At 74.1% G+C, this 25,451-nt stretch carries 20 protein-coding genes and 1 pseudogene; 9 read left to right on the forward strand and 12 right to left on the reverse strand.

From position 1 onward, the window contains the following. Positions 1 to 52 precede the first annotated feature (52 nt). The 3 genes from ACFQ8T_RS18940 to ACFQ8T_RS18950 are packed head-to-tail and all read right to left on the reverse strand — an operon-like array spanning position 53 to position 3,259. Positions 53 to 1,378 (reverse strand): ABC transporter substrate-binding protein, encoded by a 1,326-nt coding sequence (locus ACFQ8T_RS18940; protein ID WP_430548031.1) that lies wholly within the window; start codon positions 1,376 to 1,378, stop codon positions 53 to 55. Positions 1,379 to 1,407: 29 nt separating this feature from the next. After that, positions 1,408 to 2,343: a carbohydrate ABC transporter permease gene (locus ACFQ8T_RS18945; protein WP_430548032.1), complete on the reverse strand. Its 936-nt coding sequence runs from the start codon at positions 2,341 to 2,343 to the stop codon at positions 1,408 to 1,410. Next, a complete protein-coding gene (locus tag ACFQ8T_RS18950; protein WP_430548033.1) occupies positions 2,336 to 3,259 on the reverse strand; it encodes a carbohydrate ABC transporter permease in 924 nt (307 codons plus the stop codon). The genes ACFQ8T_RS18945 and ACFQ8T_RS18950 overlap by 8 nt, the downstream gene beginning before the upstream one ends. A 213-nt stretch (positions 3,260 to 3,472) precedes the next feature. On the opposite strand from ACFQ8T_RS18950, the gene ACFQ8T_RS18955 reads away from it, so the two are divergent. The 3 genes from ACFQ8T_RS18955 to ACFQ8T_RS18965 all read left to right on the forward strand — a co-directional run bounded on the left by ACFQ8T_RS18955 (position 3,473) and on the right by ACFQ8T_RS18965 (position 8,176). Then, positions 3,473 to 5,434: a DUF6807 family protein gene (locus ACFQ8T_RS18955; protein ID WP_430548034.1), complete on the forward strand. Its 1,962-nt coding sequence runs from the start codon at positions 3,473 to 3,475 to the stop codon at positions 5,432 to 5,434. Between the two features lie 38 nt (positions 5,435 to 5,472). Further along, the gene (locus ACFQ8T_RS18960) at positions 5,473 to 6,642 is read left to right on the forward strand and encodes a Gfo/Idh/MocA family protein (protein ID WP_430548035.1); all 1,170 of its coding nucleotides are present in this window, start codon (positions 5,473 to 5,475) and stop codon (positions 6,640 to 6,642) included. Positions 6,643 to 6,709: 67 nt separating this feature from the next. Then, positions 6,710 to 8,176: a polysaccharide lyase family 1 protein gene (locus ACFQ8T_RS18965; protein WP_430548036.1), complete on the forward strand. Its 1,467-nt coding sequence runs from the start codon at positions 6,710 to 6,712 to the stop codon at positions 8,174 to 8,176. Between the two features lie 111 nt (positions 8,177 to 8,287). Here ACFQ8T_RS18965 and ACFQ8T_RS18970 read toward each other — a convergent pair whose 3' ends face one another. From ACFQ8T_RS18970 to ACFQ8T_RS18995, 6 genes are all read right to left on the reverse strand, one after another. Beyond that, positions 8,288 to 9,676: a Gfo/Idh/MocA family protein gene (locus ACFQ8T_RS18970; RefSeq protein ID WP_430548037.1), complete on the reverse strand. Its 1,389-nt coding sequence runs from the start codon at positions 9,674 to 9,676 to the stop codon at positions 8,288 to 8,290. A gap of 160 nt (positions 9,677 to 9,836) precedes the next feature. After that, positions 9,837 to 10,883 carry a beta-ketoacyl-ACP synthase III gene (locus ACFQ8T_RS18975; RefSeq protein WP_430548038.1) on the reverse strand — a complete coding sequence of 349 codons (1,047 nt, stop codon included), beginning with the start codon at positions 10,881 to 10,883 and terminating at the stop codon, positions 9,837 to 9,839. Between the two features lie 59 nt (positions 10,884 to 10,942). After that, positions 10,943 to 12,991: a rhamnogalacturonan lyase gene (locus ACFQ8T_RS18980; RefSeq protein WP_430548039.1), complete on the reverse strand. Its 2,049-nt coding sequence runs from the start codon at positions 12,989 to 12,991 to the stop codon at positions 10,943 to 10,945. Next, positions 12,988 to 15,309: a GDSL-type esterase/lipase family protein gene (locus ACFQ8T_RS18985; protein WP_430548040.1), complete on the reverse strand. Its 2,322-nt coding sequence runs from the start codon at positions 15,307 to 15,309 to the stop codon at positions 12,988 to 12,990. The genes ACFQ8T_RS18980 and ACFQ8T_RS18985 overlap by 4 nt, the downstream gene beginning before the upstream one ends. Before the next feature lie 227 nt (positions 15,310 to 15,536). Beyond that, positions 15,537 to 16,253: a SprT-like domain-containing protein gene (locus tag ACFQ8T_RS18990; RefSeq protein WP_430548041.1), complete on the reverse strand. Its 717-nt coding sequence runs from the start codon at positions 16,251 to 16,253 to the stop codon at positions 15,537 to 15,539. 128 nt (positions 16,254 to 16,381) lie between these two features. Beyond that, positions 16,382 to 17,086: a FadR/GntR family transcriptional regulator gene (locus tag ACFQ8T_RS18995; protein WP_430548042.1), complete on the reverse strand. Its 705-nt coding sequence runs from the start codon at positions 17,084 to 17,086 to the stop codon at positions 16,382 to 16,384. A 197-nt stretch (positions 17,087 to 17,283) separates the two neighbouring features. Here ACFQ8T_RS18995 and ACFQ8T_RS19000 point away from each other — a divergent pair, with 197 nt between their 5' ends. The 3 genes from ACFQ8T_RS19000 to ACFQ8T_RS19010 are packed head-to-tail and all read left to right on the forward strand — an operon-like array spanning position 17,284 to position 20,377. Beyond that, on the forward strand, positions 17,284 to 18,105 hold the full coding sequence (locus ACFQ8T_RS19000) for a (Fe-S)-binding protein (protein WP_430548043.1): 822 nt from the start codon (positions 17,284 to 17,286) through the stop codon (positions 18,103 to 18,105). After that, positions 18,102 to 19,655 carry a LutB/LldF family L-lactate oxidation iron-sulfur protein gene (locus tag ACFQ8T_RS19005; protein ID WP_430548044.1) on the forward strand — a complete coding sequence of 518 codons (1,554 nt, stop codon included), beginning with the start codon at positions 18,102 to 18,104 and terminating at the stop codon, positions 19,653 to 19,655. Before ACFQ8T_RS19000 ends, ACFQ8T_RS19005 begins: the two co-directional genes overlap by 4 nt. Continuing rightward, the gene (locus ACFQ8T_RS19010; protein WP_430548045.1) at positions 19,652 to 20,377 is read left to right on the forward strand and encodes a lactate utilization protein C; all 726 of its coding nucleotides are present in this window, start codon (positions 19,652 to 19,654) and stop codon (positions 20,375 to 20,377) included. The genes ACFQ8T_RS19005 and ACFQ8T_RS19010 overlap by 4 nt, the downstream gene beginning before the upstream one ends. Before the next feature lie 15 nt (positions 20,378 to 20,392). Here the strand turns inward: ACFQ8T_RS19010 and ACFQ8T_RS19015 are convergent, their stop codons facing one another. Continuing rightward, positions 20,393 to 20,833 (reverse strand): type II CAAX prenyl endopeptidase Rce1 family protein, encoded by a 441-nt coding sequence (locus ACFQ8T_RS19015; protein ID WP_430548046.1) that lies wholly within the window; start codon positions 20,831 to 20,833, stop codon positions 20,393 to 20,395. Between the two features lie 65 nt (positions 20,834 to 20,898). On the opposite strand from ACFQ8T_RS19015, the gene ACFQ8T_RS19020 reads away from it, so the two are divergent. Further along, positions 20,899 to 21,564: a uridine kinase gene (locus ACFQ8T_RS19020; RefSeq protein WP_430548047.1), complete on the forward strand. Its 666-nt coding sequence runs from the start codon at positions 20,899 to 20,901 to the stop codon at positions 21,562 to 21,564. Between the two features lie 42 nt (positions 21,565 to 21,606). Next, complete coding sequence (locus tag ACFQ8T_RS19025; protein ID WP_430548048.1) at positions 21,607 to 21,981, forward strand: VOC family protein; 375 nt, start codon at positions 21,607 to 21,609, stop codon at positions 21,979 to 21,981. A 6-nt stretch (positions 21,982 to 21,987) separates the two neighbouring features. Here the strand turns inward: ACFQ8T_RS19025 and ACFQ8T_RS19030 are convergent. Then, a pseudogene (locus tag ACFQ8T_RS19030) lies at positions 21,988 to 22,556 on the reverse strand (DUF1697 domain-containing protein). Between the two features lie 152 nt (positions 22,557 to 22,708). Here ACFQ8T_RS19030 and ACFQ8T_RS19035 point away from each other — a divergent pair. Beyond that, positions 22,709 to 23,953, forward strand: coding sequence for a glycosyltransferase (locus tag ACFQ8T_RS19035; RefSeq protein WP_430548049.1), 1,245 nt, complete (start codon positions 22,709 to 22,711; stop codon positions 23,951 to 23,953). A gap of 21 nt (positions 23,954 to 23,974) precedes the next feature. Here ACFQ8T_RS19035 and ACFQ8T_RS19040 read toward each other — a convergent pair whose 3' ends face one another. Continuing rightward, on the reverse strand, positions 23,975 to 25,435 hold the full coding sequence (locus tag ACFQ8T_RS19040; protein WP_430548050.1) for a serine hydrolase domain-containing protein: 1,461 nt from the start codon (positions 25,433 to 25,435) through the stop codon (positions 23,975 to 23,977). Between the last annotated feature and the right edge of the window lie 16 nt (positions 25,436 to 25,451).

Below are 25,451 nucleotides of genomic sequence, written 5' to 3' on the forward strand. Positions count from 1 at the left end.
GCGCCATCCGGTCGGATGGCGCGGCAGATCGCTTTCTCGAAGGGGAGCCGGGTCAGCCGCCGATCGCGGCGCCGACGTCCTGGAGGAACGCGTCGGCGGCCTCGTCGGGAGTCATGCGCTCGAACAGCACCTCGGTGTTGATCCGGATCATGATGTCCTGGATCTCGTTCGCGCCGTTCGGCGGCACCGCCGGGTTGTCGACGATGTCGGGCTCCAGGGCCGCCATGAAGTCCGCGACCTTCTGGTCCGCGGCCGTGAGCTCGGGCAGGATCGCCTCGCGCACCGTGAGGTTGGCCGGGAGGCCGCGGTCGGTGAGCTGCAGCTCGGCGACCTCCGGGTCGTTGAGCAGGAAGTCCACGAGCTTCGCCGACTCCTCCGGGTGCTCCGTCTTCGCGGAGATCGAGTAGTACATGGCCGGCTTGAAGTACATGCCGGTGCGCTCGAACTCGGACTCGCCCGGCAGGCGGAGCAGCTCCAGCTCGTGCCCGGACGCGTCGGAGAGCGCGCCGAGCTGGTTGGACCACCACACGCCCATCGCGCCCGCGTTGGTGCCGAGCAGCGAGCCCTCGGGCCCGGCGTTCTGGTACTCCACCGACCGCGACGCGTCGGGCTGGCCGCCGTTCGCCATGAGGTCCAGCGAGGTCTGGAAGAACTCCGCGACCGTCTCCTTCGAGACCCCGAGGGTGCCGTCCGCGTTGTAGAGGGTCTCGCCCTTCTGCCGGGCGAGCACGTTGAGGCCGGCCTCGTTGAAGCCGTAGTCCTGCGCGCCCCAGACGCCGTCGCCGGCACCCTTCGAGATCTTCCCCGCGATGTCGACGTACTCGTCCCAGGTCCAGGCCTTGTCGTCCGGCATCTCGACGCCGGCGTCGGCGAAGATCTGCGGGTCGGCGACCATCGCGTACGCGTTGACGCCCGTCGGGATGCCGACGAGCTTCCCGTCGACCTCGCCCGTGCTGAGGATGTCCGCGGGGATCTCGGAGGTGTCCACGCCGGTCAGCTCGCCGATGACGCCGCGCGACGCGTAGTCGGAGAGGTACCGCTCCTCCTGGGTGATGACGTCCGGGGTGTCGCCGCCCGCCGTGGCGGTGGCGAGCTTGTCCCAGTAGCCGTCCCAGTCGGTGTAGTCCGGCACGACGGTGATGCCGGGGTTCTTCTCCTCGAACAGGTCGATGATCTGCTGGGTGGTCTTGTGCCGGTCGTCCGACCCCCACCACGCGAAGCGGATCTCGACGTTCCCGTCGCCGCCGCCGCCGTCGTCGTCGGACGGCATGGCGCCGGAGTCGCCGGAGCAGGCGGTGAGCGCGAGCGCCCCCGCCGCGGTGAGCGCGGTGAGCGCGACGCCGCGGCGCCGCGGGGCCCGGGTGGCTGTGACTCGCATGAGGTTCTCCTTCGAACGACGGGTGCGAACTACTTGATGCCGGTGGTGGCGATGCCCTTGACGAGGTACTTCTGACCGAACAGGAAGACGAGGAACACGGGGATCAGGGACACGATCGACATCGCGAACAGCGGCCCCCACGAGCTGTTGCTCGTGGCGTCCACGAAGGTCCGCAGCGCGATGGGCACGGTGTACATGTCCGGCTTCGTCAGGAAGATGAGCTGGCTGAAGAAGTCGTTCCACGTCCAGATGAACGTGAAGATCGCGGTGGTGGCGAGGGCAGGCAGCGACAGCGGCAGCATGATCCGCAGGAAGATGCGCCCGTGCCCGCAGCCGTCGAGGCGGGCCGCCTCGTCGAGGTCCTTCGGGATGCCGCGGAAGAACTGGACCATGAGGAACACGAAGAACGCGTCCGTGGCCAGCAGCTTCGGCACGATCAGCGGCAGGAACGTGTTGATCCACGACAGCGACGAGAACAGGATGTACTGCGGCACGATGATCACGTGGATCGGCAGCATGATCGACATGAGCATGATCGCGAACCACAGGTTGCGGCCCCGGAACTTCAGCCGGGCGAACGCGTAGGCCGCCATCGAGCAGGAGACCAGGTTGCCGAGCACCGAGCCGAGCACGACGATCGCCGAGTTCAGCAGGTAGTGGCTGAACGGGTCGAGCAGGGCGTTCCAGCCGTCGGTGTAGTTGCCGAAGTCCCACTCGGTGGGGATCAGCCCGGGCTCGCGGAAGATGAGCTCGGTCGGCTTGAACGAGCTCGCCAGCATCCACAGCAGCGGGTAGAGCATGACGAGCCCGAAGGCGATCAGCGCGACGTGCCGGAGCACGCGGCGGACGGCGGCCCAGGCGCGGCCGCGGGGCGGACGGCGCTCGGGGTAGGTCGCCGCCACCTCGGAGAGCGTGGGGCGGGGGCCGGCGGGGCGCGGCTCGGTGCGCGCGGGAGCGTCAGTCATCGTAGAAGACCCAGAACTTGGAGGCGAGGAAGTTCACGGCGGTCATGCCCGCCACGACGAGCAGCAGGAACCACGCCATCGCGGACGCGTACCCCATCTGGTAGGAGCTGAACCCCTTCTCGTAGAGGTACAGCGTGTAGAAGAGCGTGGAGTCGACCGGCCCGCCCGTGCCCCCGCTGACGATGAACGCCTGCGTGAACGACTGGAACGCCCCGATGAGCTGCAGCACGAGGTTGAAGAAGATGATCGGCGTGAGCAGCGGCACCGTGATGCTGCGGAACCGGCGCCACCGACCCGCGCCGTCGATCGACGCGGCCTCGTAGTACATCGCCGGGATCTGCCGCAGCCCGGCCAGGAAGATGATCATCGGCGCGCCGAACGTCCAGACGTTCAGGACCATGAGGGTGCCGAGCGCGTAGTCGGGGTGCGACACCCAGCCGACGCCCTCGATCCCGAAGAACCCGAGGACCTGGTTGACGAGGCCGTCGGCCCCGAACACCTGCCGCCAGAGGATCGCGATGGCGACGCTGCCGCCGAGGAGCGACGGCAGGTAGTAGACGGACCGGTAGAACGCGAGGCCGCGCAGCCCCTTGTCGAGCACCATGGCGAGGGCGAGCGCGGCGGCGAGCTGCAGCGGCACCGAGACCAGCACGTAGGTGAAGGTCACCTTGAGCGCCTGGAAGAACCGCGGGTCGGAGAACATCGCCGTGTAGTTCTCGAGCCCGATCCAGCCGGGGGCCTCGAGCAGGCTGTAGTCCGTGAAGGACAGGTACAGGGACGCGACGAGCGGGAACGCCGTGACGAGGACCAGCCCGACGAACCACGGGGCGAGGAAGAGCGCCGCGGCCTTGCCGTCGCCCTTGCGCCGCTCCCGGGCGGCCCCGCGGGTGCGCGCGACCTCCTGGATCACCGCCATCGCGGCACCCGGCCGTCCGTGCGACCGTGCACGCGGCCGATCACACTGCCGATCGGCGTGCTGGTGGGTGTCATCGCCGGCCTCCCGATCTTCGTCGATCCGAGGGCTTCCAGTGCTCCCGCTCCTGGAAACCGGTTGCTTCTCGGGAACGTACCACGAGAGGAACCGGTTTCCAATGGTGTACCGTCGGCTCGTGAGCCCGAGGAGGCATCGATGCCTGAGCTGAACGTCCGGCGCCCGTCCGTCACCATCGCGGACGTCGCCGCCGCCGCCGGCGTCTCGCGCGCCACGGTCTCCCGCGTGATGAACGGTCGCAGCACCGTCGACCCCGCCATCGCCGCGCGGGTGCAGGAGGCGGCGATCGACCTGAACTACCGCCCCAGCAACGTCGCGCGCAGCCTGTCCCTCGGGCGCACGGAGACCGTCGCGCTCGTGGTGCCCGACCTGGGCAACCCGGTCTTCCAGCAGATCCTCCGTGGCGTGACGTCCGCCGCCGCCGAGGACGGCTACCGCGTGCTCGTCGCCGACGCCGCCGAGGACCCCTCGGAGGAGGCGGCCATCGCCCGCGAGGCACGCATGCGCTGCGACGCGCTCATCCTGGTCGCGCCACGCATGCCCGGCACCGCGCTCGACGCGCTGCTCCCCCTCGTGACCCCCGCGGCGGTGATCAACCGCGCCGTCGAGCACCCGGCCACCCCCAGCCTGGTCATCGACTACGAGGACGCCACGGTCCAGGTCGTCGAGCACCTGGTCGACCTCGGGCACCGCCGCCTCGCCTACCTCGCCGGCCCGCGGGCCGCCGCCACCGACGTGGCCCGGCGCACCGGTCTCGCCACCGCCCTCCGGCGCCACCCGGACCTCGAGATCGTCGAGCTCCCGGTGGGCGCCGACCTGGCCTCCGGCCACGCGGCCGCCGGCGAGGTGCTCGCGAGCCGGGCCACCGCCGTCGTCGCCTACAACGACCTGGTGGCGTTCGGCCTCCTGGCCGCGCTCAACGAGGCGGGCGTCGCCGTGCCCGGCGACATCTCGGTGGCCGGCTTCGACGACATCGACCTCGCCCGGTACGCGACGCCCGGCCTGACCACCGTGTCCGTGCCCCAGGCCGAGCTGGGCCGACAGGCGTGGCGCGAGCTGCACGCCGTCATCGACGACGACGCGCACGCGGCCACCACCACCCGGTTCACCGCCCGCCTCGAGGCCCGCTCCAGCACCGGGCCGGTGCCGCGCGGCATCGCGCGGGCCGTCGTCACGGAGCCCGAGCCCGCCGCGGCGCCCGAGGCCGACGTCGTCGACCCGGGCCCCACGTGGTCCGTGGAACCGCGCGAGATCGTGCTGCGGCACACCCGCGACCGGGTGCCGCTGGCGCGGTACGTCGACGGCGAGCGGCTGCCGGCCATCCACTCCCCGCGCCCGTACCTGCACCCGGTGCACTCGCTGGCGGGCGTGGCCCTCACCGAGTCCGAACCGGTGGACCACCGGCACCACTACGGCGTGAGCGTGGCGGTGCCCGACGTCAACGGCACGAGCTTCTGGGGCGGTCGCACGTTCGTGGCCGACGTCGGCCCCACGCTGCTGCCCAACCACGGCCGCCAGGTGAGCACGCGCGCCGAGGTCGACCCGCTCGCGCCCCACGTGCTGCACGACACCGTGCGCTGGGACGACGAGCACGGCGAGCCCCTGCTCGACGAGCAGCGCCGGCTCGGCGCACGCCTCCTCGACGACGGCACCTGGGTGCTCGACTGGCGCACCACGCTCCACGCGTCGTACCGGCCGCTGGAGATCCGCTCGCCCGCCACCAACGGCCGGCCGGGCGCCGGGTACGGCGGCGTCTTCTGGCGCGCGCCGATGTCGCAGAGCACGGTCGTGCTGTCGCAGGCGGGGGAGGGCGAGAGCCTGGCCCACGGCAGCACGTCGCCCTGGGTCGCGTACGTCCAGCAGCACCACGACCCCTACGCCGAGGACCGCCCGACGACGCTGCTGCTCGCGCAGACGTCGCCGCCGCGGCCCTGGTTCCTGCGCGCCGCGGAGTACCCCGGTGCGGGGCCGGCGCTCGCGTGGGACACGCCGCTCGTCGTGCCCGCGGGCGGCACCGTCGAGACGGGCGTCGTGGCCGCGCTCGTGGACCGTGCGCTCGACCACGGCGAGGCCGCGGCCCTCGCCGCCACGCTGCGCTGACCCTGCCGGCAACCCCGGCACGACACGACAGGACGACGATGACCGACCCGACCTCCGACGGCTCTGCCACCCGGATCGCCCCGCAGATCGCGGTCGTGGGCCTGCACGGCCACGGCGCCTCCCACGTGCGCCGGGTCCTCGAGCTGCAGCGCGCCGGACGGGCGCGGCTCGCCGCCGTCGTCGACCCGCGCGAGCCGGGGCCCGGCCACGACGCGCACGACGCCGGGGCGCCGTGGTTCCCGACGCTCGGCGACCTGCTGTCCACCCCGCGGGCGCGGGTCGACGTCGTCGTGCTGAGCACACCCATCCCCACCCACCTGCCGCTCGCCCGCGCCGCCATGGAGGCGGGCATCGACGTGCTGCTCGAGAAGCCGACGACGGCGTCGCTCGCCGAGCACGCCGAGCTCGTCGCCGTCGCGGAGCGGACAGGCCGGCGCTGCCAGGTGGGCTTCCAGACGTTCGGCTCGCACGCGCTTCCCGCAGCCGCGGACCTGCTGGCCCGGGGCGAGATCGGCGAGGTGCAGGGCCTCGGCGCCGTCGGCACCTGGGTGCGCACCGCGTCGTACTGGCAGCGCGCCGCCTGGGCGGGCCGACGCCGGCTCGACGGCCGCGACGTCGTCGACGGCGTGGTGACCAACCCGCTGGCGCACGCCGTCGCGACCACGCTGCGGCTCGGCGGGGCGTCCACCGCGCAGGACGTCGCCTGGGTGGACACCGATCTGTACCGCGCCAACCCGATCGAGGCGGACGACACCTCCTCGGTGCGGGTCAAGGACGCCGCGGGCCGGCGGTACGGCTTCGGCCTCACGCTGTGCGCGGCGGAGCGCACGCCCGCGCGCGTGGTCGTGACCGGCTCCCGCGGCGAGCTGGTGCTCGAGTACGAGCACGACCGCCTGCTGCTGCGCACGGACTCCGTCCAGATGGACAAGACCTACGGGCGCGCCTCCCTGCTGGACGACCTGCTGGCGGCCCGTGCCGACGACCGTCGCCCCCTGCTGTGCGACGTCCGCGACACCGGCGCGTTCATGCGCGTGCTGGAGGCCGTGCGCACCAGCGCCGACCCCACCCCGATCGCGCCCGAGCACGTCGAGTGGCAGGGGGACGGCGACGAGCGCCGCCCCGTGGTGCGGGACGTCGAGCACTGGTGCGCCGAGGTCGCGCGCACGCAGCGCACGTTCGCCGAGCTCGGAGCCCCCTGGGCCGGCTGACGCACCACACCTTCCCGGCCGACACCGTCGTCGGACGGGTCCCGCCGGAACGAAGGAGTTTCGCACCATGTCCCAGCCCTCCCCTGCCCACCCGGGCGGACGCCGTCCCCGCGCGGCCGCCGCGCTCGCCGCCGCCGCGCTGCTGGTCACCGCGGGCGCCGGCGCCGCCTCGGCCCACGGCGGGCCCGTCGGCCCCGGCCATCCCCCGCGCACCGACCTCGGGCGCCAGGTCGTGACGCCGGGCGCCGACGGCTGGGCCTCGGTCGCCACGACCACCTCCCCCGAGGGCGTCACGCGCGACGCCGCGCCGGTCACCGGGGGCGCCGCGGCCGCGGCGTCCGAGGTGTACGTCGTCGACACGTGGGCCGAGCTGCGCGACGCCCTCGGCGGCCGCGCGGGCGCGGACCTCGACGACGGGCGCGGGCTCGAGGTACCGCGCATCGTCTACGTGCGCGGCACGATCGACGCCTTCACGGGCGCCGGCGGCGCGGCCCTGGGCTGCCAGGACTTCGCCGACCGGGTGCCGGTGGCGGGCACCGGCGACCCGTTCTCCATGGACGACTACGTCGCGGCGTACGACCCCGCCGTCTGGGGCACCGAGGAGCCCGCGGGGCCGCTGGAGGACGCGCGCGTCGCGGCCGCCAAGGTCCAGGCCGCGCAGACGCAGGTGCACGTCGGCTCGAACGTCACGATCGTCGGCGTGGGCGACGACGCCCGGGTCGTCGGCGCGAACCTGCGGGTCCGCGACTCGCACAACGTCATCGTGCGCAACCTGACCCTCTCCGACGGCCGCGACTGCTTCCCGCAGTGGGACCCCACCGACGGCGACCTCGGCAGCTGGAACTCCGCGTACGACAACCTGTCCGTCTGGACGTCGACCGGCGTGTGGGTGGACCACAACACCTTCGACGACGGCGACCACCCGGCATCGTCCCTGCCGCAGGTCTTCGGCCGGCCGTTCGAGATCCACGACGGCCTGCTCGACGTCACGCACGGCGGCGACCTGGTGACCGTGTCGTGGAACCGCTTCGAGTCCCACGACAAGACGATGATCATCGGCTCGTCCGACTCGCGGCTGCAGGACCGCGGCCAGCACCGCGTGACGATCCACCACAACCACTTCCAGGACATCGGCCAGCGCGCGCCGCGGGTGCGATTCGGCGACGTGCACGTCTACGACAACTCCTACGAGCAGTCGACGGCGGCGAAGTTCCAGTACTTCTGGGGCGCCGGCAAGGAGTCGAGCCTGGTCGTGGAGAACAACGCCCTGCGCCTCGCCCGGGGCGTCGAGCCCGCGCGGGCCGTGGGCGCCTACGGCGGCACGATGCTGCGCGAGACCGGCACGCTGGTGAACGGTCGCCCCGTCGACGCCGTCGGCGCGTTCAACGCCACGGCCGCCGCGCCGCTCGCCGACGACGCCCGCTGGACACCGTCCGACCACTACCGCTACCGGCTGCTGCCCACCCGGGCCGTGCCCGCCGTCGTGGACGCCGGTGCCGGAGCGGGCGTGCTCCGCTCCACCACGCCGAGGTAGCACGAGCCCCGCCGAGGTAGGACGCCTCGCGCCGAGGGAGTACCTGACCATGGGCCAGGAACTCCCTCGGCGCGGGTGGTACTACCTCGGCGCAGACACCTCGAGCTCGGGTCAGAGGTCGATGCCGAGGCCCAGGTCGTCGAGGCGCACCGGGTCGCCGGTGGCCAGCGAGCGGTTGCCGGCGTAGCCGATGCCGGACGCGCGCAGCCCGTCGCGGAAGCCGGCGGCGCGGCCCAGCGGGTCGGCCTCGGTGCGGCCGCGGAAGACGTCGGCCAGGAGCAGGGCGTCGCCGCCGCCGTGGCCGCCGTGCCCGACGGCGACGATCGGCCGCTCCTCCGCGCGCTCCCAGTGCTTCTGCACGACGAGCCGCTCACCCTCGGGGCGCACCGTGTCCTCGCCGAAGGTCGCGGTGAAGCTCGGGTCCACGGTCGCCTTGCCGTCCGCGCCGAAGACGACGGAACCGCGCTCGACCACCTCGAGCTCGGCGCGGCCGCGCGAGCCGTTGACGACGACCCGGTACCCCTCCCACGGCGCGCTGGCCGTGAGCGAGTAGGTGAGCACCGGGCCGCCGGCGTACTCGACGACGAGCCCGAGGGTGTCCTCGGTGGTGATGCCCGCGTCGAAGACGCTGCGGTCGCGGCGGTAGCCGTCCACGGCCTGCGCCTCGGGGCCGTACAGCTCGGAGAGGTACGGGTCGGCGTCGACGTCGATGCGCCACGGGTCCACGCCCTGCTCGTTCAGCGCCTTCTCCCCCGCCGTCGGCTCGTAGCCGGACGCGTGCGCGGCGTCGTCGCCGTAGAACCGACGGCCGCCGCTGGCGAAGACGCGCTGCGGGACGGCGTCGATCCACCAGTTGACGAGGTCGAAGTGGTGGCTGGACTTGTGCACCAGCAGGCCGCCGTTGTTGACCTTCTCGCGGTGCCAGCGGCGGAAGTAGTCCGCGCCGTGCACGGTGTCGAGGGCCCAGTCGAAGTGGACGCTCAGCACCTGCCCGATCTCGCCGGACGCGATGACCTCGCGCAGCGCGGAGTTGCGTGGCGAGTAGCGGTAGTTGAACGTCATCGTGAGGTCGCGGCCCGTCTCGGCGACGGCGTCGGCGATCTGTCGCGCCTCGTCCTCGGTGGCCGCGATCGGCTTCTCGACCACGACGTCGACGCCCGCGCGCAGCGCTCGGGAGACGAGATCGGCGTGCGTGTTGTCGACCGACGTGACGATGAGGCGGTCGACCCGCTGCTCGTCGAGGGCCTTCTCCAGGTGGTCGGGGTGGTAGACGGGGCGCTCCCCGCCCACGGCAGCGGCCACCTTCGCCTCGTGCACGGCCGCGCGCACGGGGTTGGGCTCCACCCACGCGACGATCTCGCCGTCGGCGGCGTGGTCCCCGATCAGCGCGTTCACGTACATGCCGGCGCGGTGGCCGGCACCCGCGACGGCGTATCGGCGGCGCTCGGTGCCGGCCGAGGTGCCGGTCGAGCTGCCGGCGGGGGTGGGGACGGAGGGCATCGTCGATCTCCTTGGGTGTCGCCGCGACGGCGACGTCGGGTAAGCGGTTTCCGACAGCCTACCCGAGCGGCGTCGTCCTCCCCACCCCTGCGAGGTAGTTCCCCTTGCGCCGAGGTGGTACTACCTCGGCGCAAGGGCAACTACCTCGGCAGGGTTGGTACTACCTCGACGGGGTGATGACGACCTGGCCGGCCCAGGTGAAGCCGCCGCCGAAGCCGAAGAGCAGGGCCGGCGTGCCCGCCGGGATCTTGCCGGAGTGCCACCACTTGGACAGCCCCATCGGGATCGACGCCGCCGACGTGTTGCCGGACTCGGTGATGTCCGTGACGACGACGCGGTCCTCGAGCCCCAGCGACTTGGCGAGCGGCTCGATGATGCGCAGGTTGGCCTGGTGCGCGGCGAGGACGCCGATGTCGTCGAGCGTGAGCCCGGAGGCCTCGACGATCCGGCGGGCGCGGTCGGCGGCGCGGGTGATGGCCCACTTGAAGACGGCGCGACCGTCCTGCGCGAACTTCTCCTGCGGCGCCTCGATCACCACCGCCGGGGTCAGCTCGGGCTCCGAGCCCCACACGACGGGCCCGACGGCCGGGGTGTCGGCGGCCTGCAGCACGACCGCGCCCGCGCCGTCGGCGGTGAGGATGCAGCTGCTGCGGTCGGACCAGTCGGTCACGGCCGTGAGCTTCTCCGAGCCGACCACGACGGCGGTGCGCGCGGACCCGGCGCGGATCGCCTGGTCGGCCACGCCCACGGCGTACGCGAAGCCGGAGCACGCGGTGTTGAGGTCGATGACGGCGGGCCCGACGACGTCGCGAAGGTCGGGCGCCTCCTCGCCCTCGGGCGTGCTCGCCCCGGGCTGGACGCCGGTGCGCAGCGCGTAGGCGACGCGGCCCGCCGTGTTGGGCGACCGGTCGAACGCGGTGGTGGTCGCGACGACCACGAGGTCGACGTCGGAGGCCGCGACGCCGGCGTCGTCGAGCGCGTGCCGGGCGGCCCCCGTCGCCATGTCCGCGACGGTGACGTGGTCGGCCGCGACGTGGCGGGTGACGATGCCGGTCCGGGAGCGGATCCACTCGTCGTTGGTCTCGACGAGCTTCGCGACGTCGTCGTTGGTCATGACCCTCTCGGGCTGGTGGTGCCCGAGGCCGACGATGCGGGACCCGGCGGCGCCCGCCGGCAGCGTCAGGGCGGGTGCGGTGGACTCACTCATGGGAGCGATCATCCCACCGCACCCGCCCTGGTCTCACCCGTGCTCGCGGGGCGAGCGGCTCAGCGGCCGACCTTCTCCCCCGGTCGCGCCGGCGTCGTGTACGCCAGGGCCGGGGCGGCGGGCGTCGTCATCCCCTCGCCGAGGAAGTACGACGTGTGCGGCGGCTGGTTGTAGGCGGTGTTCTGCCAGGCGATGCCGAGCCGGTAGACCGGGTCGGACATGAGGGTGCGCAGCCGGTGCTCCGTCGGGATGACGGTCGTGGCGATCCGCAGTGCCGTCGAGTCCTCGGTGCGGGTGACGATCTCCTCGCGCCAGTCGCCGAACAGGTCCGCCTGCAGAGCGGGGTTGCCCTTGGTGTCGTTGTTCGACAGCGTGCCGGTCGCGCGGTAGAGCTCGACCTGCTCACCGTTCTCGTAGTCCCACTTCGAGATCGTGGGCACGCCGGTGCGGGGGCCGTCGTCGAACTCGTGGTCGCCGATCTCCGCGAGCAGGTCGCCGTCCCAGTACGTGAGGAAGTTGGCGGCCGGGATGGTGTTCCCGATCAGCTCGCCGGACGCGGCGTGCAGCTCTCCCACGCGGGAGTTCCACGCGGCGTCGCCGCCGACGGCCCAGCCCTCGGCGCCCGCGTACCGCGGGTCGATGTCGCCGGCGGCGGCGCGCCCGGTGTCGCGCGTGGCGGGGATCGACCAGAGCACCTCGCCGGTCGCGGCGTCGCGGAACGTGGCCCCGCGGTTCCCGGAGGCGCTCATCGACTCCTGGGCCGCGAAGACCTCGAGACCCGGCCGGGACGGGTCGAGGTCGCCCACGTGCAGCGCGTCCCCGTGGCCCAGCCCGGTGTCGTAGAGCACGGAGCCGTCGTCGTCGATCGTCATCGAGCCGAAGACGATCTCGTCCTTCGCGTCGCCGTCGACGTCGGCCACGGACAGGTTGTGGTTGCCCTGGCCCTCGTACTGGTCGCCCGCCTCGTCGGAGTCGAACACCCAGCGCCGGGACAGGTGCTCGCCGTCGAAGTCGTAGGCCGCGATCACGGCCCGCGTGTAGTAGCCGCGCGAGAAGATCGCGCTCGGGTGCTCGCCGTCGAGGTAGGCGGTGCCGGCGAGGAACCGGTCGACCCGGTTGCCGTACCCGTCGCCCCAGTCGGTGACCGTGCCGCGCGCCGGCGTGTAGTCGACCGTGTCGACCGCGGCGCCGGTCTCGCCGTCGAAGACGGAGAGGAACTCGGGCCCGGCCAGCACGTAGCCGCTCGCGTTGCGGTGGTCCGCGTCCTCGTCGCCGATCACCGTGCCCGCGCCGTCGACGGTGCCGTCGGCGGTCTTGGCCATGACCTCGGCGCGGCCGTCGCCGTCGTAGTCGAAGACCTGGAACTGGGTGTAGTGGGCGCCCGCCCGGATGTTCCGTCCCAGGTCGACCCGCCACAGCTGCGTGCCGTCCAGCTCGTAGGCGTCGAGGTACACGTTGCCCGTGTACCCGCCCTTGGAGTTGTCCTGCGAGTTGGTCGGGTCCCACTTGAGCACGATCTCGTACTGCCCGTCGCCGTCGACGTCCCCCACGGAGGCGTCGTTGGCGCGGTAGGAGTACGCCTTGCCGTCGGGCGTCGTGCCGTCGGCGGGCTTGGCGAGCGGGACGTCGAGGGTCTGCCCGTCCCAGACCGTGAACGCGGCGGTGGCCCACCGCTCGACGCGGCTGCCGCCGGCGACGGCGCTGATCCGGTAGGTCGAGGACGCCGTGCCGTCCGGGTCGACGAGGTTGGTCGAGCCCGTGATCGGCCGGTCGGTGATCCGCTCGCCGTCGCGGTAGACGTGGAAGCCGATCGCCTGCGGGTCGTCGCCGAGCATGCGCCAGCCGACGTACACGCCGTCGTCGGTGGCCACGGCGACCGGGGAGCGGTCGAGGCGCTCGGCCTGCCGCTTCGGCGTCGTCGTGCTCGACGTCGGCGTGCTCGACGACGGCGTGCTCGACGACGTCACGGCGTCGTCCGACGCCGTGGCGGGCGCGGCCGACGCCGCGCAGACGACGGGCAGGACGAGGCCCAGCGTCAGCGCCCCGGCGGCCAGGGGGCGGGCCTTCCTTCGCGGGGATGCGGCGGGGTGGTGCAGGGGTGTCGTCATCGGTTCCCTCCGGTGGTGGTCGTGGCCTCGTCGTCGAGGCGCGTGATGGTCAGTCCGTTGAGCCAGCCCGACGCGACGACGTCGAGCCGGCCGTCGGTCACCTCGACCGGAGCGAGCACGCGCGTCGAGGTGGTGCCGCGGCCGGCGTTGGCCGAGCCGCGGTCCTCGCCCTCGAGCGTCACGGCGAGGCCGGCGGTGCCGAGCATGTCGCCCCACTCGACGGCGACGACGTAGGTGCCGTCCTCGACGTCCACGGCGATCGGCGTGCTCGCCGACGGCAGCAGGAAGTCGCGCTGCAGCGCCGTCGGCACCGGGTCGAAGCCCGTGCCGCGGTCACGGCCACCCGGGCCGGTCGCCGAGGTGAAGCCGTACCCCAGGCCCGTCGCGTAGAGCGTCGTGTCGTCGAGCGGGAGGTAGCCGTCCATCGTCGCCGCGCCCGCGGGCTGCACGTCGAACCGGTAGAGCGGCTCCTCGGTGGTCAGGCGCAGCGCGTCGGACGGCGCGGAGTCGCCGCGGCCGTTCACGGCCACGACCTGCACGTCGTAGGACGCGCCCGCCTCCAGCCCGGTGAGGTCGGCGCGTCCGACGGTGGACGTCGTCCGCAGGGCGTAGGCGTCATCGCCGGCGTCCCCGTCCTTGAGCAGCACACGGTAGATGTCCGCGCCGTCGACCGCGTCCCAGGTCAGCGTGGCGCCCGTACCCGACACCGCGGAGGCGGCGAGCCCGGTGGGCGCGGCCGGCACCTGGGCGGGCGGCCCGGCCTCGACGACCTCGTCGGCCAGCGGGACGTCGAGGCCGGCGGTGTCCCGCGCGACCAGGCGCGCCATCTGGATCGCGCCGTACTCCTGGAAGTGGGTGTCGTCCTGCGTGCCGTTCGGACGGGCCGGGTAGACGCCCGCGGGTACCCACAGGAACACCGACCTGGCGGCCTCGGGCCCGATCTCGTCCAGGTAGGCGCGGCTGGAGGCGGACAGGTCGACCAGCGGGGTGCCGGTCTCCTCGGCGAGCGCGCGCGCCTGCTCGACGTACTGGGGGAACGAGACGTTCGCGTGCCCGGATGCGTCGAAGCTGCGTCGTGACACGGGGGTGACGAGGATCGGCGTCGCGCCGCGCTGCCTCGCCCCGTCGACGAAGGTGCGCAGGTAGTTGCGGTAGTCCGCCGGCGCCGCGTAGCGGTCGTCGACGCCGTAGCTGTTGTCGTTGTGCCCGAACTGGACGTAGAGGTAGTCGCCCGGACGGATCTGGCGCAGCACCTCGTCGAGGCGGCCCTGGCTGATGAAGTTCTTGGACGACCGGCCGCCGATCGCGTGGTTGTCGACCGTCACGCCGTCGGCCAGGAACCGCCCCAGCATCTGGCCCCAGCCGGCCTGCGGCGCCCAGTAGTCGGTGTAGGTCTGGACGGTCGAGTCGCCGGTGACGTAGACGGTGGGCTCGGCGCCCGCCTCGCGCGGTGCCCGCGGGGTGATCGTGAGGGCGGCGAGGTTCGCCGCCGCGCCGGCGAAGTCGAGGTTGAGCTGGCCGTCGACCAGCGCGATGTCGAACTCGGTCTCGAGGAACTCCCCCGCGGCCTTCTCGGTGGCGGGCACCTTGGCCATCCGCTCGGCGGTGATCGCGATGTCGGTGGCGGCCGCCAGGTCGCCGGCGACCACGCCCACGGTGTAGTCGCCGTCGGGGAGGTCGACCACCAGCTCCGTGTCGCCCACGCGGACCAGGTCGGAGCGCAGCGGGTCGTCGCCGTCGCGCCGGACCGGGGTCACCTGGGCGGGGTCGACGAAGCCGACGCGGTGCGCCTTCGAGTACGCGGGACCCGCGACGATCCGCGTCGCTCCGGCCGCCGTCGCGCCGTTGCCGAAGTCGAGGGTGAGTCCGCCCTCGGGGATCTCCGGGGCCGCGACCCCGTCGCCCACCAGCGTGCCGACGGCGACCGCGGACGGCGCGGACAGGGTGCCGTCGGCGCCGATCGCCTGTGCCCGGTAGTAGTGCACGGCGGTGGTGTCGACGTCGTCGGTGGCGTAGACCGTGCGCTCGTCCGTGCGCGCCACCTCGGCGTACTCCCCGTCGACGGCGTCGCTGCGGGACAGCACGTAGCCGGCGGCGCCCGTCACCGCGTTCCAGCGCATCGACAGCGCGCCGTCGACGGCGCGGGCGACGCGGACGGCGGTGGGGGCGGGGACATCGGCGGCCGCCGCGCCCGATGCGGCACCGACGGTGGCGGACAGGCCCGCGAGGACCAGGCCGACGGTCGTCGCGCCCGCGGCGAGGGCCCTGCGGGCGAGCCGAGCCGCCGGGCGACCGTGCGGCCGGCTAGCGCTTTCCAACGATGGACGCGCAGAGCGGTTCTGAGCTGACACTGGTGCTCACCTCGAGGTCTCGTCGTCGAGCCACCCTCGGCGGCCCTCGTCGGCCGTCAAGGTTGAATGGATTCAAGCAGGTGGTGCGCGACCATGATGCCCGTCGACCCGGGCAAGCACAACCCCAGGTCAGGGCGGCGTGCTGGCCTCGTCGGCGGCGCGCCCGGGCCGCGCGGCCCCGCGCGAACCGCCGGTCAGGGGCGTTCCACCAGGCCGAACGGCACCGTGAGCACCGTCCTGCCGACCTGCAGGTGGAACCGCGTCCGACCGCGCTTCAGCAGCGTGCCGACGACGCCGTCGTACCGGCCCGGCGCGACCACCCGCAGCTGCTCACCCAGCCGGACCCCGGCCGGGTCCACCCGCGACGCGTCCACGCGCGACGGCGACGTCGCGGGCGCCGAGGTCCCGCTGGTCCGAGGCGCCCCGCCGGCCGTCGCCGCGGGCAGTCCGAGCTCGGGCGCCGGCCGGCCGCGGTACGTCCAGGTGAGCAGGAAGCGCCGGTCGAACACCGGCGAGCAGCGGGCGCACGCCTGCGGGCGCTGCGGCCGGCGGAAGCGCGTCACCCGGTGACCGGCAGGGCAGCGGCCGACCCAGTCGCCCTCCACCTCGGGGCTGTCGTCGCGCACCACGCGTCGGCCCGTGGAGCCGATCGACCGCGCCGTCGCGCGCCAGACGGCGTCGTGCCCGTGCCGCGCGCCGGCCAGCGCGTGCGCGATCTCGTGCAGCACCACCTCGCGCACGTCCGCCTCGTCGTACAGGTCCGTCAGCGGCCCCGACAGGCTGATCTCGCGGCGGTCGTACCGGCACAGGCCGGCGCGCCGCCGCGCCCGGTCGAACCGGAACGTCCAGCGCGACAGACCGTGCTCGGCCATCAGGCCGCGGGCGAGCCGCGCGGCGCCCTCCCGCTCCATGCGTCACCCCCGCCCGTCCGGGCCCGTCGCGTCCGGCCGCCGAGCCGCGGCCACCCGCAGGACGTTAGCGGCCCCCGCGGACACCCCTGCCCATCGTCCACAGGGCCGCGCGTGCCGCCGTGCGAGCGTCAGACCCCGGCCTCGCGGGAGAAGCCCTCGATGTGCGCCTTCACCGCGGCAGAGGCGGCCGCGGCGTCCCCGGCGGCGACGGCGTCGAGCACGGCGCGGTGCTCGGCACGCAGCCGGGTGGCGGTGCGCGGCCACGACGGCAGCCGCTCGATCCCGACGGCGACGTACCCGCCGATCGCGCCGCGCAGCCCCGTCATCACGGCCTCGACCAGCACGTTCCCGGCCATGCGCACGAACTCCAGGTGGAACGCCTGGTCGAGCTCGAGGAACTCCGCCGGCGGGACGTCGTCGTCCTCCATCCGGCCCAGGAGCCGGCGCGCCTCCTCGAGGTGGGCGGCCGCGCCGGGCGCGAGGTCCGTCGCCCGCTCCGCCGCCTGGGCCACGGCCCAGGACTCGAGCAGCACGCGCGTCGCGACGACGTCCCGCACCGGCAGCGTGCCGGTGGCCACGTGCAGCCGCACCGCGGCGCCCAGGCCGGCGGCCGGGCGGTCGATGACGACGGCGCCCGCGGTCGGCCCGGAGCCGACCCCGGGGCGCACGATGCCGAGCGCGTCGAGCACGCGGATCGCCTCTCGCACGGAGGGCCGGGAGACACCCAGGTCCTCCGCGAGCGCCCGCTCGCCGGGCAGCCGCTCGCCGAGGCCCCAGCGGCCGGCGGCGATGCCCTCCTCGAGGTGGGCGAGAACTCGTTCGTGGGTGCGCACGGGCTCAGCGTAACGACCGCACTGAGCAATGGTCTGACCACATCCGCTACAGTGGCCGCTCGGCGCCGCCGCCGTGGCGCCCCCGACCCGCCCGGGTCATGCTGGACCGAGCCGAACGGTGGCTGACCACAGCCGCACCGCAGCGGCCTGGCGCCGGCACCGCACGAGCACGACCGCACGAAGCACAGAGGAGTCGCATGCGCATCGCCCTCGCCGCCACCTGTCTCGCCGACACCCTGTTCCCCGGGGCACCGCGCGCGACCGTGCGGCTGCTGGAACGCCTCGGCCACGAGGTCGTCTTCCCCGCCGACCAGGCGTGCTGCGGGCAGATGCACGTCAACACCGGCTACTTCCGCGAGGCGGTGCCCGTCATCCGCAACCACGTGGAGACGTTCGCTCCGGTCGCGGACGGCGAGTGGGACGCCGTCGTCATGCCGTCCGGCTCGTGCACGGGGTCGGTGCGCCACCAGCAGGCGATGGTCTGCCGCCGCGCGGGCCTCGAGGACCTCGCCGCCACGGCGGAGGCGGTGTCCGCCAAGACGTACGAGCTGAGCGAGCTGCTGGTCGACGTGCTCGGCCTCACCGACGTCGGCGCCTGGTTCCCGCACCGCGTCACCTACCACCCCACCTGCCACTCGCTGCGGATGCTGCACGTGGGCGACAAGCCCCTGCGGCTGCTGCGCGCCGTCGAGGCCATCGACCTGGTGGAGCTCCCGGCGGCCGACTCGTGCTGCGGGTTCGGCGGCACGTTCGCGCTGAAGAACGCGGACACGTCCGCCGCGATGCTCGAGGACAAGACGGCGAACGTCCGGGGCACCGGCGCCGAGGTGCTCACCGCCGGCGACATGTCGTGCCTCATGCACATCGGCGGCGGGCTCTCCCGCCAGGGCACCGGCGTCCGCACGCTGCACCTGGCGGAGGTGCTCGCCTCGACCCGGGAGGAGCCCACCCCCCTGCCCGAGACGACGTTCACGCGCCCGGAACGCGAGCGCCCCGCGCGGACGGAGGCCGCCCGATGAGCCGCACGTTCCTCGGCCTGCCGCGCACGCTGCGCCGCCCCGACGACGCGGGGGCCGACCAGCCGTTCGGCCCCGTCCCCCACCCGCAGGAGCCGCTGCGCTGGGGCGACGACTTCCCCGCCGCCGCCAAGCAGACCCTGAAGAACGACCAGCTGCGGCGCAACCTCGGCCACGCCACGCAGGTCATCCGCACCAAGCGGGCCGCCGTCGTCGGGGAGGTGCCCGACTGGGAGGCGCTGCGCGACGCCGGGTCCGGCGTCAAGCAGCAGGTGATGGCGAATCTCCCGGACCTGCTGCAGCAGCTCGAGGAGAACGTCGTCGCGCGCGGCGGCGTCGTGCACTGGGCGCGCGACGCGGCGGAGGCCAACCGGATCGTCGCCGACATCGCGAAGTCCAAGGGCGCCGACGAGGTGGTCAAGGTCAAGTCGATGGCCACGCAGGAGATCGGGCTCAACGAGGCGCTGGCCGACGAGGGCATCGCCGCCATCGAGACCGACCTCGCCGAGCTGATCGTGCAGCTCGCCGACGACATGCCCTCGCACATCCTCGTCCCGGCGATCCACCGCAACCGGTCGGAGATCCGCGACATCTTCCTCGCCCGCATGGGCGACGCCCCGCCCGACCTGTCGGACGTGCCGCGCGAGCTCGCCATGGCCGCGCGCGCCCACCTGCGTCGCAAGTTCCTGTCCGCCAAGGTCGCGGTGAGCGGCGCCAACTTCGCCGTCGCGGACACGGGCACGCTCGCCGTCGTCGAGTCGGAGGGCAACGGGCGCATGTGCCTCACGCTGCCCGAGACGCTCGTGACGGTGATGGGCATCGAGAAGCTCGTGCCCACCTTCGACGACCTCGAGGTGTTCCTGCAGCTGCTCCCCCGCTCGTCGACCGGCGAGCGGATGAACCCGTACACGTCGATGTGGTCGGGCGTGACGCCGGGCGACGGGCCGCAGGAGTTCCACCTGGTGCTGCTCGACAACGGCCGCACCGACGTGCTCGCCGACGAGGTCGGCCGGTCCGCGCTGCACTGCATCCGCTGCTCCGCGTGCCTCAACGTGTGCCCGGTCTACGAGCGGGTGGGCGGCCACGCCTACGGCTCCGTGTACCCCGGGCCGATCGGCGCCATCCTCACGCCGCAGCTCACCGCGTCGACGGGCGGCGTGTCCGGGCACCACGACCCGAACGCCTCGCTGCCCTACGCGTCGACGCTGTGCGGCGCCTGCTACGAGGTCTGCCCCGTGAAGATCGACATCCCGTCGATCCTCGTCGACCTACGCGCCCGCGAGGTCGACGCCGACCGGTCGTCGCGCGGTGTCGACCCGTGGAAGACGGCCATGAAGGCGGCGTCCTGGGTCATGGCCGACGGCGACCGGTTCGCCCTCGCCGGCCGTGCCGCCACGCTGGGCAGCGGGCTCGGCGGGCGGGACCACGCCATCTCCGTCGCGCCCCCGCCCGCGTCGGCGTGGACGAAGGCGCGGGACCTGCCCGCGCCGCCCCGCCAGACGTTCCGACAGTGGTGGCAGGCCGAGCACGAGAACGAGGAGGGTGCCCGATGAGCGAGGCACGCACCGAGGTCCTGGCACGCGTGCGGGCGGCGCTGGGGCAGACCGGCTCCGGCACGACGCCGTCGGGCAAGGTCGGCACCGCGCCGCGCCCGGAGCCCGTGCCGCGCGCCTACCGCGCCGCCGGGGAGCACGGCGTCGGCTCGCCCGAGGTGCTGGAGCAGCTCGTCGACCGGCTGGTGGACTACAAGGCCCACGTCCACCAGGTGGCCGCCGATGACCTGCCCGCCACCGTCGCCGCCCTCGTCGCCGACGTGTCAGGACCGCACGCAGGTTCTGACGGTCCTGGTCCTGACAGGTCGGTGCGGGTGGTGGTCCCCGACGGGCTGGACGACGCGTGGCTGGCGGCGCTGCCGGCGGACGTCGACGTCGTGCGCGACTCGCGCGAGCAGCCGCTCGCCGCGACGGAGCTCGACGCCGTCGCGGCCGTCGTCACCGCCGCGCGGGTCGCGATCTCCGAGACGGGCACGATCGTGCTCGACGGCGAGACCGACCAGGGCCGCCGGGCCATCTCGCTGGTGCCCGACGTGCACCTGTGCGTCGTGCGGGCGGACCAGGCCGTGCAGACCGTGCCGGAGGCGGTGCGCCTGCTCGGCGCGCATCCGGAGCGGCCGCTCACCTGGATCTCCGGGCCCAGCGCGACGTCGGACATCGAGCTGGACCGCGTGGAGGGCGTGCACGGCCCGCGGACCCTGCACGTCCTCCTGGTGGGCTGACCCCGCCGGCCCGGGTCAGCCGAGGATCGCGGCCGAGCCGAACAGCGCCCAGTCGTCGACCATGTGCGCGGTGGCCGACGCCGCGAGGTTCTTGGTGAGCAGGTACGGCACCAGGAGGATCACCCGCGCGGTGCCGATGACCAGCACGCACTGCAGCACGTTCCAGCCGGAGGTGGGCAGGTGCAGCGCCGCGAACAGGAGCGTCGAGACGACCACCGCGAGCACCAGGCTCGACCGGCGCGACAGGTGCAGCACCGACACGGCCGCGACCGTCCGCACCGCCTTGACCAGGTCGGCGGGCGCCACGCCCTTGCCGAGGAAGCCGCTGGCGCCGGCGCGCAGCGCGCCGAGCACCTCGGCGTCGCCCTCGAACGTCGTGAGGACGACGACGCGCACGGCCGCGAGGTCCGGGTCGTCCGCGATGCGCGCGGTCCGCAACGTACCCGCGGGCGGCACGGCGCGCCCGCCGGTGGGGTCCCGGTTTCGACAAGCAGGACCGCCGCCGCCGAGAATGGGTGCCCGTGACCGACAGCGTGCCGCCGACGGACGACCCGGCGAACGAGTCCGACGCCCTCTTCGAGGTGCCGCCCGGCGCCCGCCGCCCCGCGCGGCGGATCGTGCTGCTCACCGGGCCGTCGGGGTCGGGGAAGACGGCGCTCACCCGGCGGCTCGGCCTGCCGGTGATGAACCTCGACGACTTCTACCACGACGCCGACTTCCCCGGGATGCCCATGCGCTACGGCATCGTCGACTGGGACGACCCCCGCAGCTGGGACTCCGCCGCCGCCCTCGACGCGCTGCGCGCCGTCGTGCGCGCCGGACGCGCGGAGGTGCCGGTGTACGACATCCCCACCTCGCGCCGCACGGGCGGCACGGTGCTCGAGGCGGGCGACGCGCCCGTCGTCGTCGCCGAGGGGATCTTCGCCGCGGAGCTCGTGGCCGCGTGCCGGGCCGACGGCATCCTCGCCGACGCGATCTGCCTCAGCCAGCCGCGCGTCGTGAGCTTCTGGTTCCGCTTCCTGCGCGACGTCGCCGAGTCGCGCAAGCCGCTGCCCACGCTGGTGCGCCGGGGCTGGGGGCTGCTGCGCGCCGAGCCCGCACTGGTGCGGCGGTGGACTGACCTGGGCTGCCGCCTCGCCACGCCCGCGCAGGCGGAGCGGGACATCCGCGCGCTGCTCGCCCCCTGATTTCCCGTAGGTGCCGGCCACCTCGGCACCTACGGTGGGCGCATGGCAACGGTGCGGAAGTTCCAGGTGACCTTCGACTGCGCGGAACCGGAGCGGGTCGCCCGGTTCTGGTGCGAGGTGCTCGGGTACGTCATGCCCGAGGGCGTGGACTGCGTCGCGCAGGACCCCGCGGGCGAGGGCCCGCGGCTGTACTTCCAGCGTGTGCCCGAGGGCAAGGTCGTCAAGAACCGGGTGCACCTCGACGTCCGCGTCGGCACCGGGCTGGTGGGCGACGAGCGCCTGGCCGCGCTGCGGGCCGAGCAGGCCCGCCTCGAGCCGCTGGGCGCGGTCCACCTCTACACGCAGTACGCCGACGGCGAGGAGGAGTCCTGCATCACGATGCAGGACGTCGAGGGCAACGAGTTCTGCCTCGACTGAGACCCGCTACGCAGGCAGCGGCGCGTCGAGCTGCGCGAGGAGGCGCGTCGTCGTCCGCCAGGTCCGCACGGTCATCTGCCGGAACACGGGCATGCCCATGAGCCGGGTGATCCGGGTGCGCCGGGCCTCGGCGGCGACCCGGGAGAAGTAGACGACGCCCGGCCCGGGCGCGACGGCGTCGACGCCCTCGCGCAGCTCGGGCATCTGCGCCAGCACCTCCGGGGCGGTGAGCGGGTGCTTGAGGAAGAAGACCTCGCTGCGCAGCGCGTCGGAGGAGTGGTCGGGCGGCGCGGCCGCGACGGCGGCCGCGAGCTCGTCGCGGGAGCGGACGAGCGTCGGGACGGCGAAGCCGAGGCGGGCGGCGAGCACCCGCTCGATCGCGTCCTCGAGCTCGGGACCGCTCGCCGATCGGCGGCCAGCAGCACGTTCCCGCTCTGCAGCACGGTGCGCACCTCCCCGTGACCCCCGTCTCGGAAGCACGCCACGAGGTCGGTCATGGTGACCCGGTGGTGGCCGCCCACGTTGATCCCCCGCAGCAGCGCCACGGACGTCGGGGGGCGCGGGGACGCGGCCATGGGGCCACGATGGCATGCGCCTCCGACGTGACGGCAGGCCGCGATGCCCAAGACCTGCCCATCCCCGGGCCACGACGCGTCATGAGAATGTCACACGCCGGTCATCCGCCCCACACCATCGCCGCTCACGCTGGGGGCAGGAGGTGGTCCCCATGGCCGAGCAGTACGTCGAGCGCACGTTCGATCGGTACGTCGAGCACGGAGCGGTCCGCGTGCTCTCCCTCTACGAAGGCTTCTTCAGCGGCGGCGCGCGCGTGCTGCACTCGTCGGTCGTGGCCGGCCTGCACGCCCAGGGCCGCCAGCGGCACGCGGCGCTGAGCGTGCACGACGAGGTGCGGCGCGACGCCGCCCTGCAGCGGATGGTCGACGACCGCCGGTACCGGCAGCTCATGGCCGCAGGGGTCCGCGTGACGTCGCTCGGCCGGTCCTCGGACGTGCCCCACGACCCGGAGGCCCTCACGGACGCCGAGGCCGAGATCCTGGCCCGCGAGCTGCGGCGCACCGACGTGGTGCTCTCGCTCAAGGAGCAGCCGCTGCGCCTGCTCTCCCGGCCCGACGTGCTGCCCGACCGGCCGGTGGTCGCCTGCCTGCACCGGTCCGACCCGGAGCACCAGGGGTCGGGCCTGGGGCACCTGCTGCGCGCGGCGGACGACGGCCGGCTCGCCGCCGTCGTCTGCTGCGCCGAGTCCACGCGAGCCGCCTACGAGGCCGCCGGCGTGCCCGCGCACCTGCTGCGCGTGATCCCCAACGGGGTCGACCTCACCCGGTTCCGCCCGGCCCGCACCGCGCGACGCCTGGCGTTCCGCGGGGCGCACCGGCTCCCCGCGGACGGGACGGTCGTCGCGTACGCCGCGCGCTACGACGCGATGAAGAACCCCCGGCTGTTCGTCGCCGCGGCCCGCGAGCTGCTGGCGGGCGACGCCGACGCGCACGTCGTGATGTGCGGGTCCGGCATGAGCGCCGCCAACCCGGACCTCGCGGCCGACCTGGACGACGCCTTCGCCGACCGACCCGACCTGCGGGGCCGCGTCCACCTGCTCGGCGTGCGCCACGACATGGAGCAGGTGCTCGGGGCCTCCGACGTCGTCGCGCTGACGTCCGCGTTCGGCGAGGCCGCGCCGCTGTGCCTCATCGAGGGCGCCATGTGCGGGGCGGTCCCGGTCACCACGCCGGTGGGCGACAGCGCGCGGATCGTGGACGGCATCGGCCTCGTCACCGGCTTCGACCCTGCGGAGATCGCCGCGGCGTGGCGCGAGGCGGCGGCGCGGCGGGACGCCCTCACCGGCGCGCTCGTCGCGGCGCGGCCGCGGTTCAGCCACGTGCGGATGCTGTCCGCCTACGCGGCCACGATCGAGCGGGCCCACCGCGGGCTGGGCCTGACGCTCGCGCGCGCCTGACCCGGGCCGACCCGCCGCGCCCTACGCGACGTCGGGGCGCGTCATCAGGGGCGCCGTGACGTGCAGCGCCAGCGAGGGGCCGGTCAGCGGCACCAGGTTCCACGTGGCGACCGCCGTCCCGGCGTCGGCGTCGACCTCCACGCGGACGCGGTGCGGCGTCGTGATCACCACGACGTCGGCGACGAAGGCGCGGCCCCGCCAGGCGCCGCGGGCGACGACGGGCCGGCCGAGCGGCGCGCTCTCCCGCCACCGCCCGTGCCCGACCTCGACGTCGAGCCCCGCTCCGAGGCGCAGGAGCCACCCGTCGTCGTCGGGCTCCACCGTCACCGCCGTCCCGTGCGGCAGCGCGGAGCCCTCGGGGGTCGCGTCGACGCGCACCGTGGCCGTCTCCCGCCCGCCCCGCGACCCCGCCACGCTCTCGAGGGACAGCCCGCGCAGCCGCTCCGCGAGCGCGGCGTCGTCGGACGGGCGCGCGCCCTCGTCGAGACCGGGATCGCCCATGCCGGGCAGGAGGCACTCCCAGAGCGGGCCGAGCAGTGTCTCGCCCCCGCCGGAGAGCGCTGCCGTCACGGCGATCACCAGGTCGTGGGACGGCACGACGAGGCAGTGCTGGCCGAACGAGCCCTCGCCGCGGAAGCCGTGCCGCGACCTCCAGAACTGGTAGCCGTACCCGCGCAGCACGTCGGGGTTCTCCGACCAGCCCTCGACCTGCGTCGTGGGGACCTGGGCGGCCGTGGCGGCCTCGACCCACCCGCGCGGCACCAGCTGCCGGTCGCCCCACCGCCCGCCGCACCGCAGCAGCTCGCCGAAGGCGGCCACCGCCTCGGTCGTCAGGTGCAGCCCGTGGAAGCCGAAGGCCGCACCGCTCGCCACGCGGTCCCACTCGGCGTGACCGATGCCCATCGGGGCGAAGACGCGGTCGTCGAGGAGCTCGGGGAGGCCTCGTCCCGTGACCCGCTCCACCATGCGGGCCAGGACGTAGGTGGTGGCGTTGTCGTAGCCGTGCGCCGTGCCCTCCGGGTCGGTGAAGGGCACGCGCAGGAAGCCCTTCGTCAGGTCCTGCGGCTCCAGCTCCCACGCCTCCGCCAGGCTGTCGGTGCGGTGCCCCGTGGTCATCGACAGCAGGTGGCGGACGGTGAGGCGGCGGCCCTGCGCGAGGACGTCGTCGGGGCCGTCGGCCGGAGCGCTCGCCGGCAGCACGTCGACCACCCGGTCGTCGAGCGAGAGCAGCCCGTCCGCGACCGCCAGCCCCACGGCGACCGCCGTGAACGACTTGGTCAGCGAGTACAGCAGGTGCGGACGCTCCGCCGTGTACGGCGCCCACCAGCCCTCGACGACCACGCGGCCGTGGCGCACGATCATCAGGGAGTGGCACTCCACCGACTCCGCGTCGAGCCGGTCGAGCAGCTCGATCACCCCGCGGGCGGACACGCCCTCCGCGGACGGCGTCGAACGCGGCAGCAACGAAGGTCCGAGGTTCATGTGCGCACGCTATCGA

The organism is Isoptericola sp. NPDC056618, assembly GCF_042792715.1.
Lineage (GTDB): Bacteria > Actinomycetota > Actinomycetes > Actinomycetales > Cellulomonadaceae > Isoptericola > Isoptericola nanjingensis.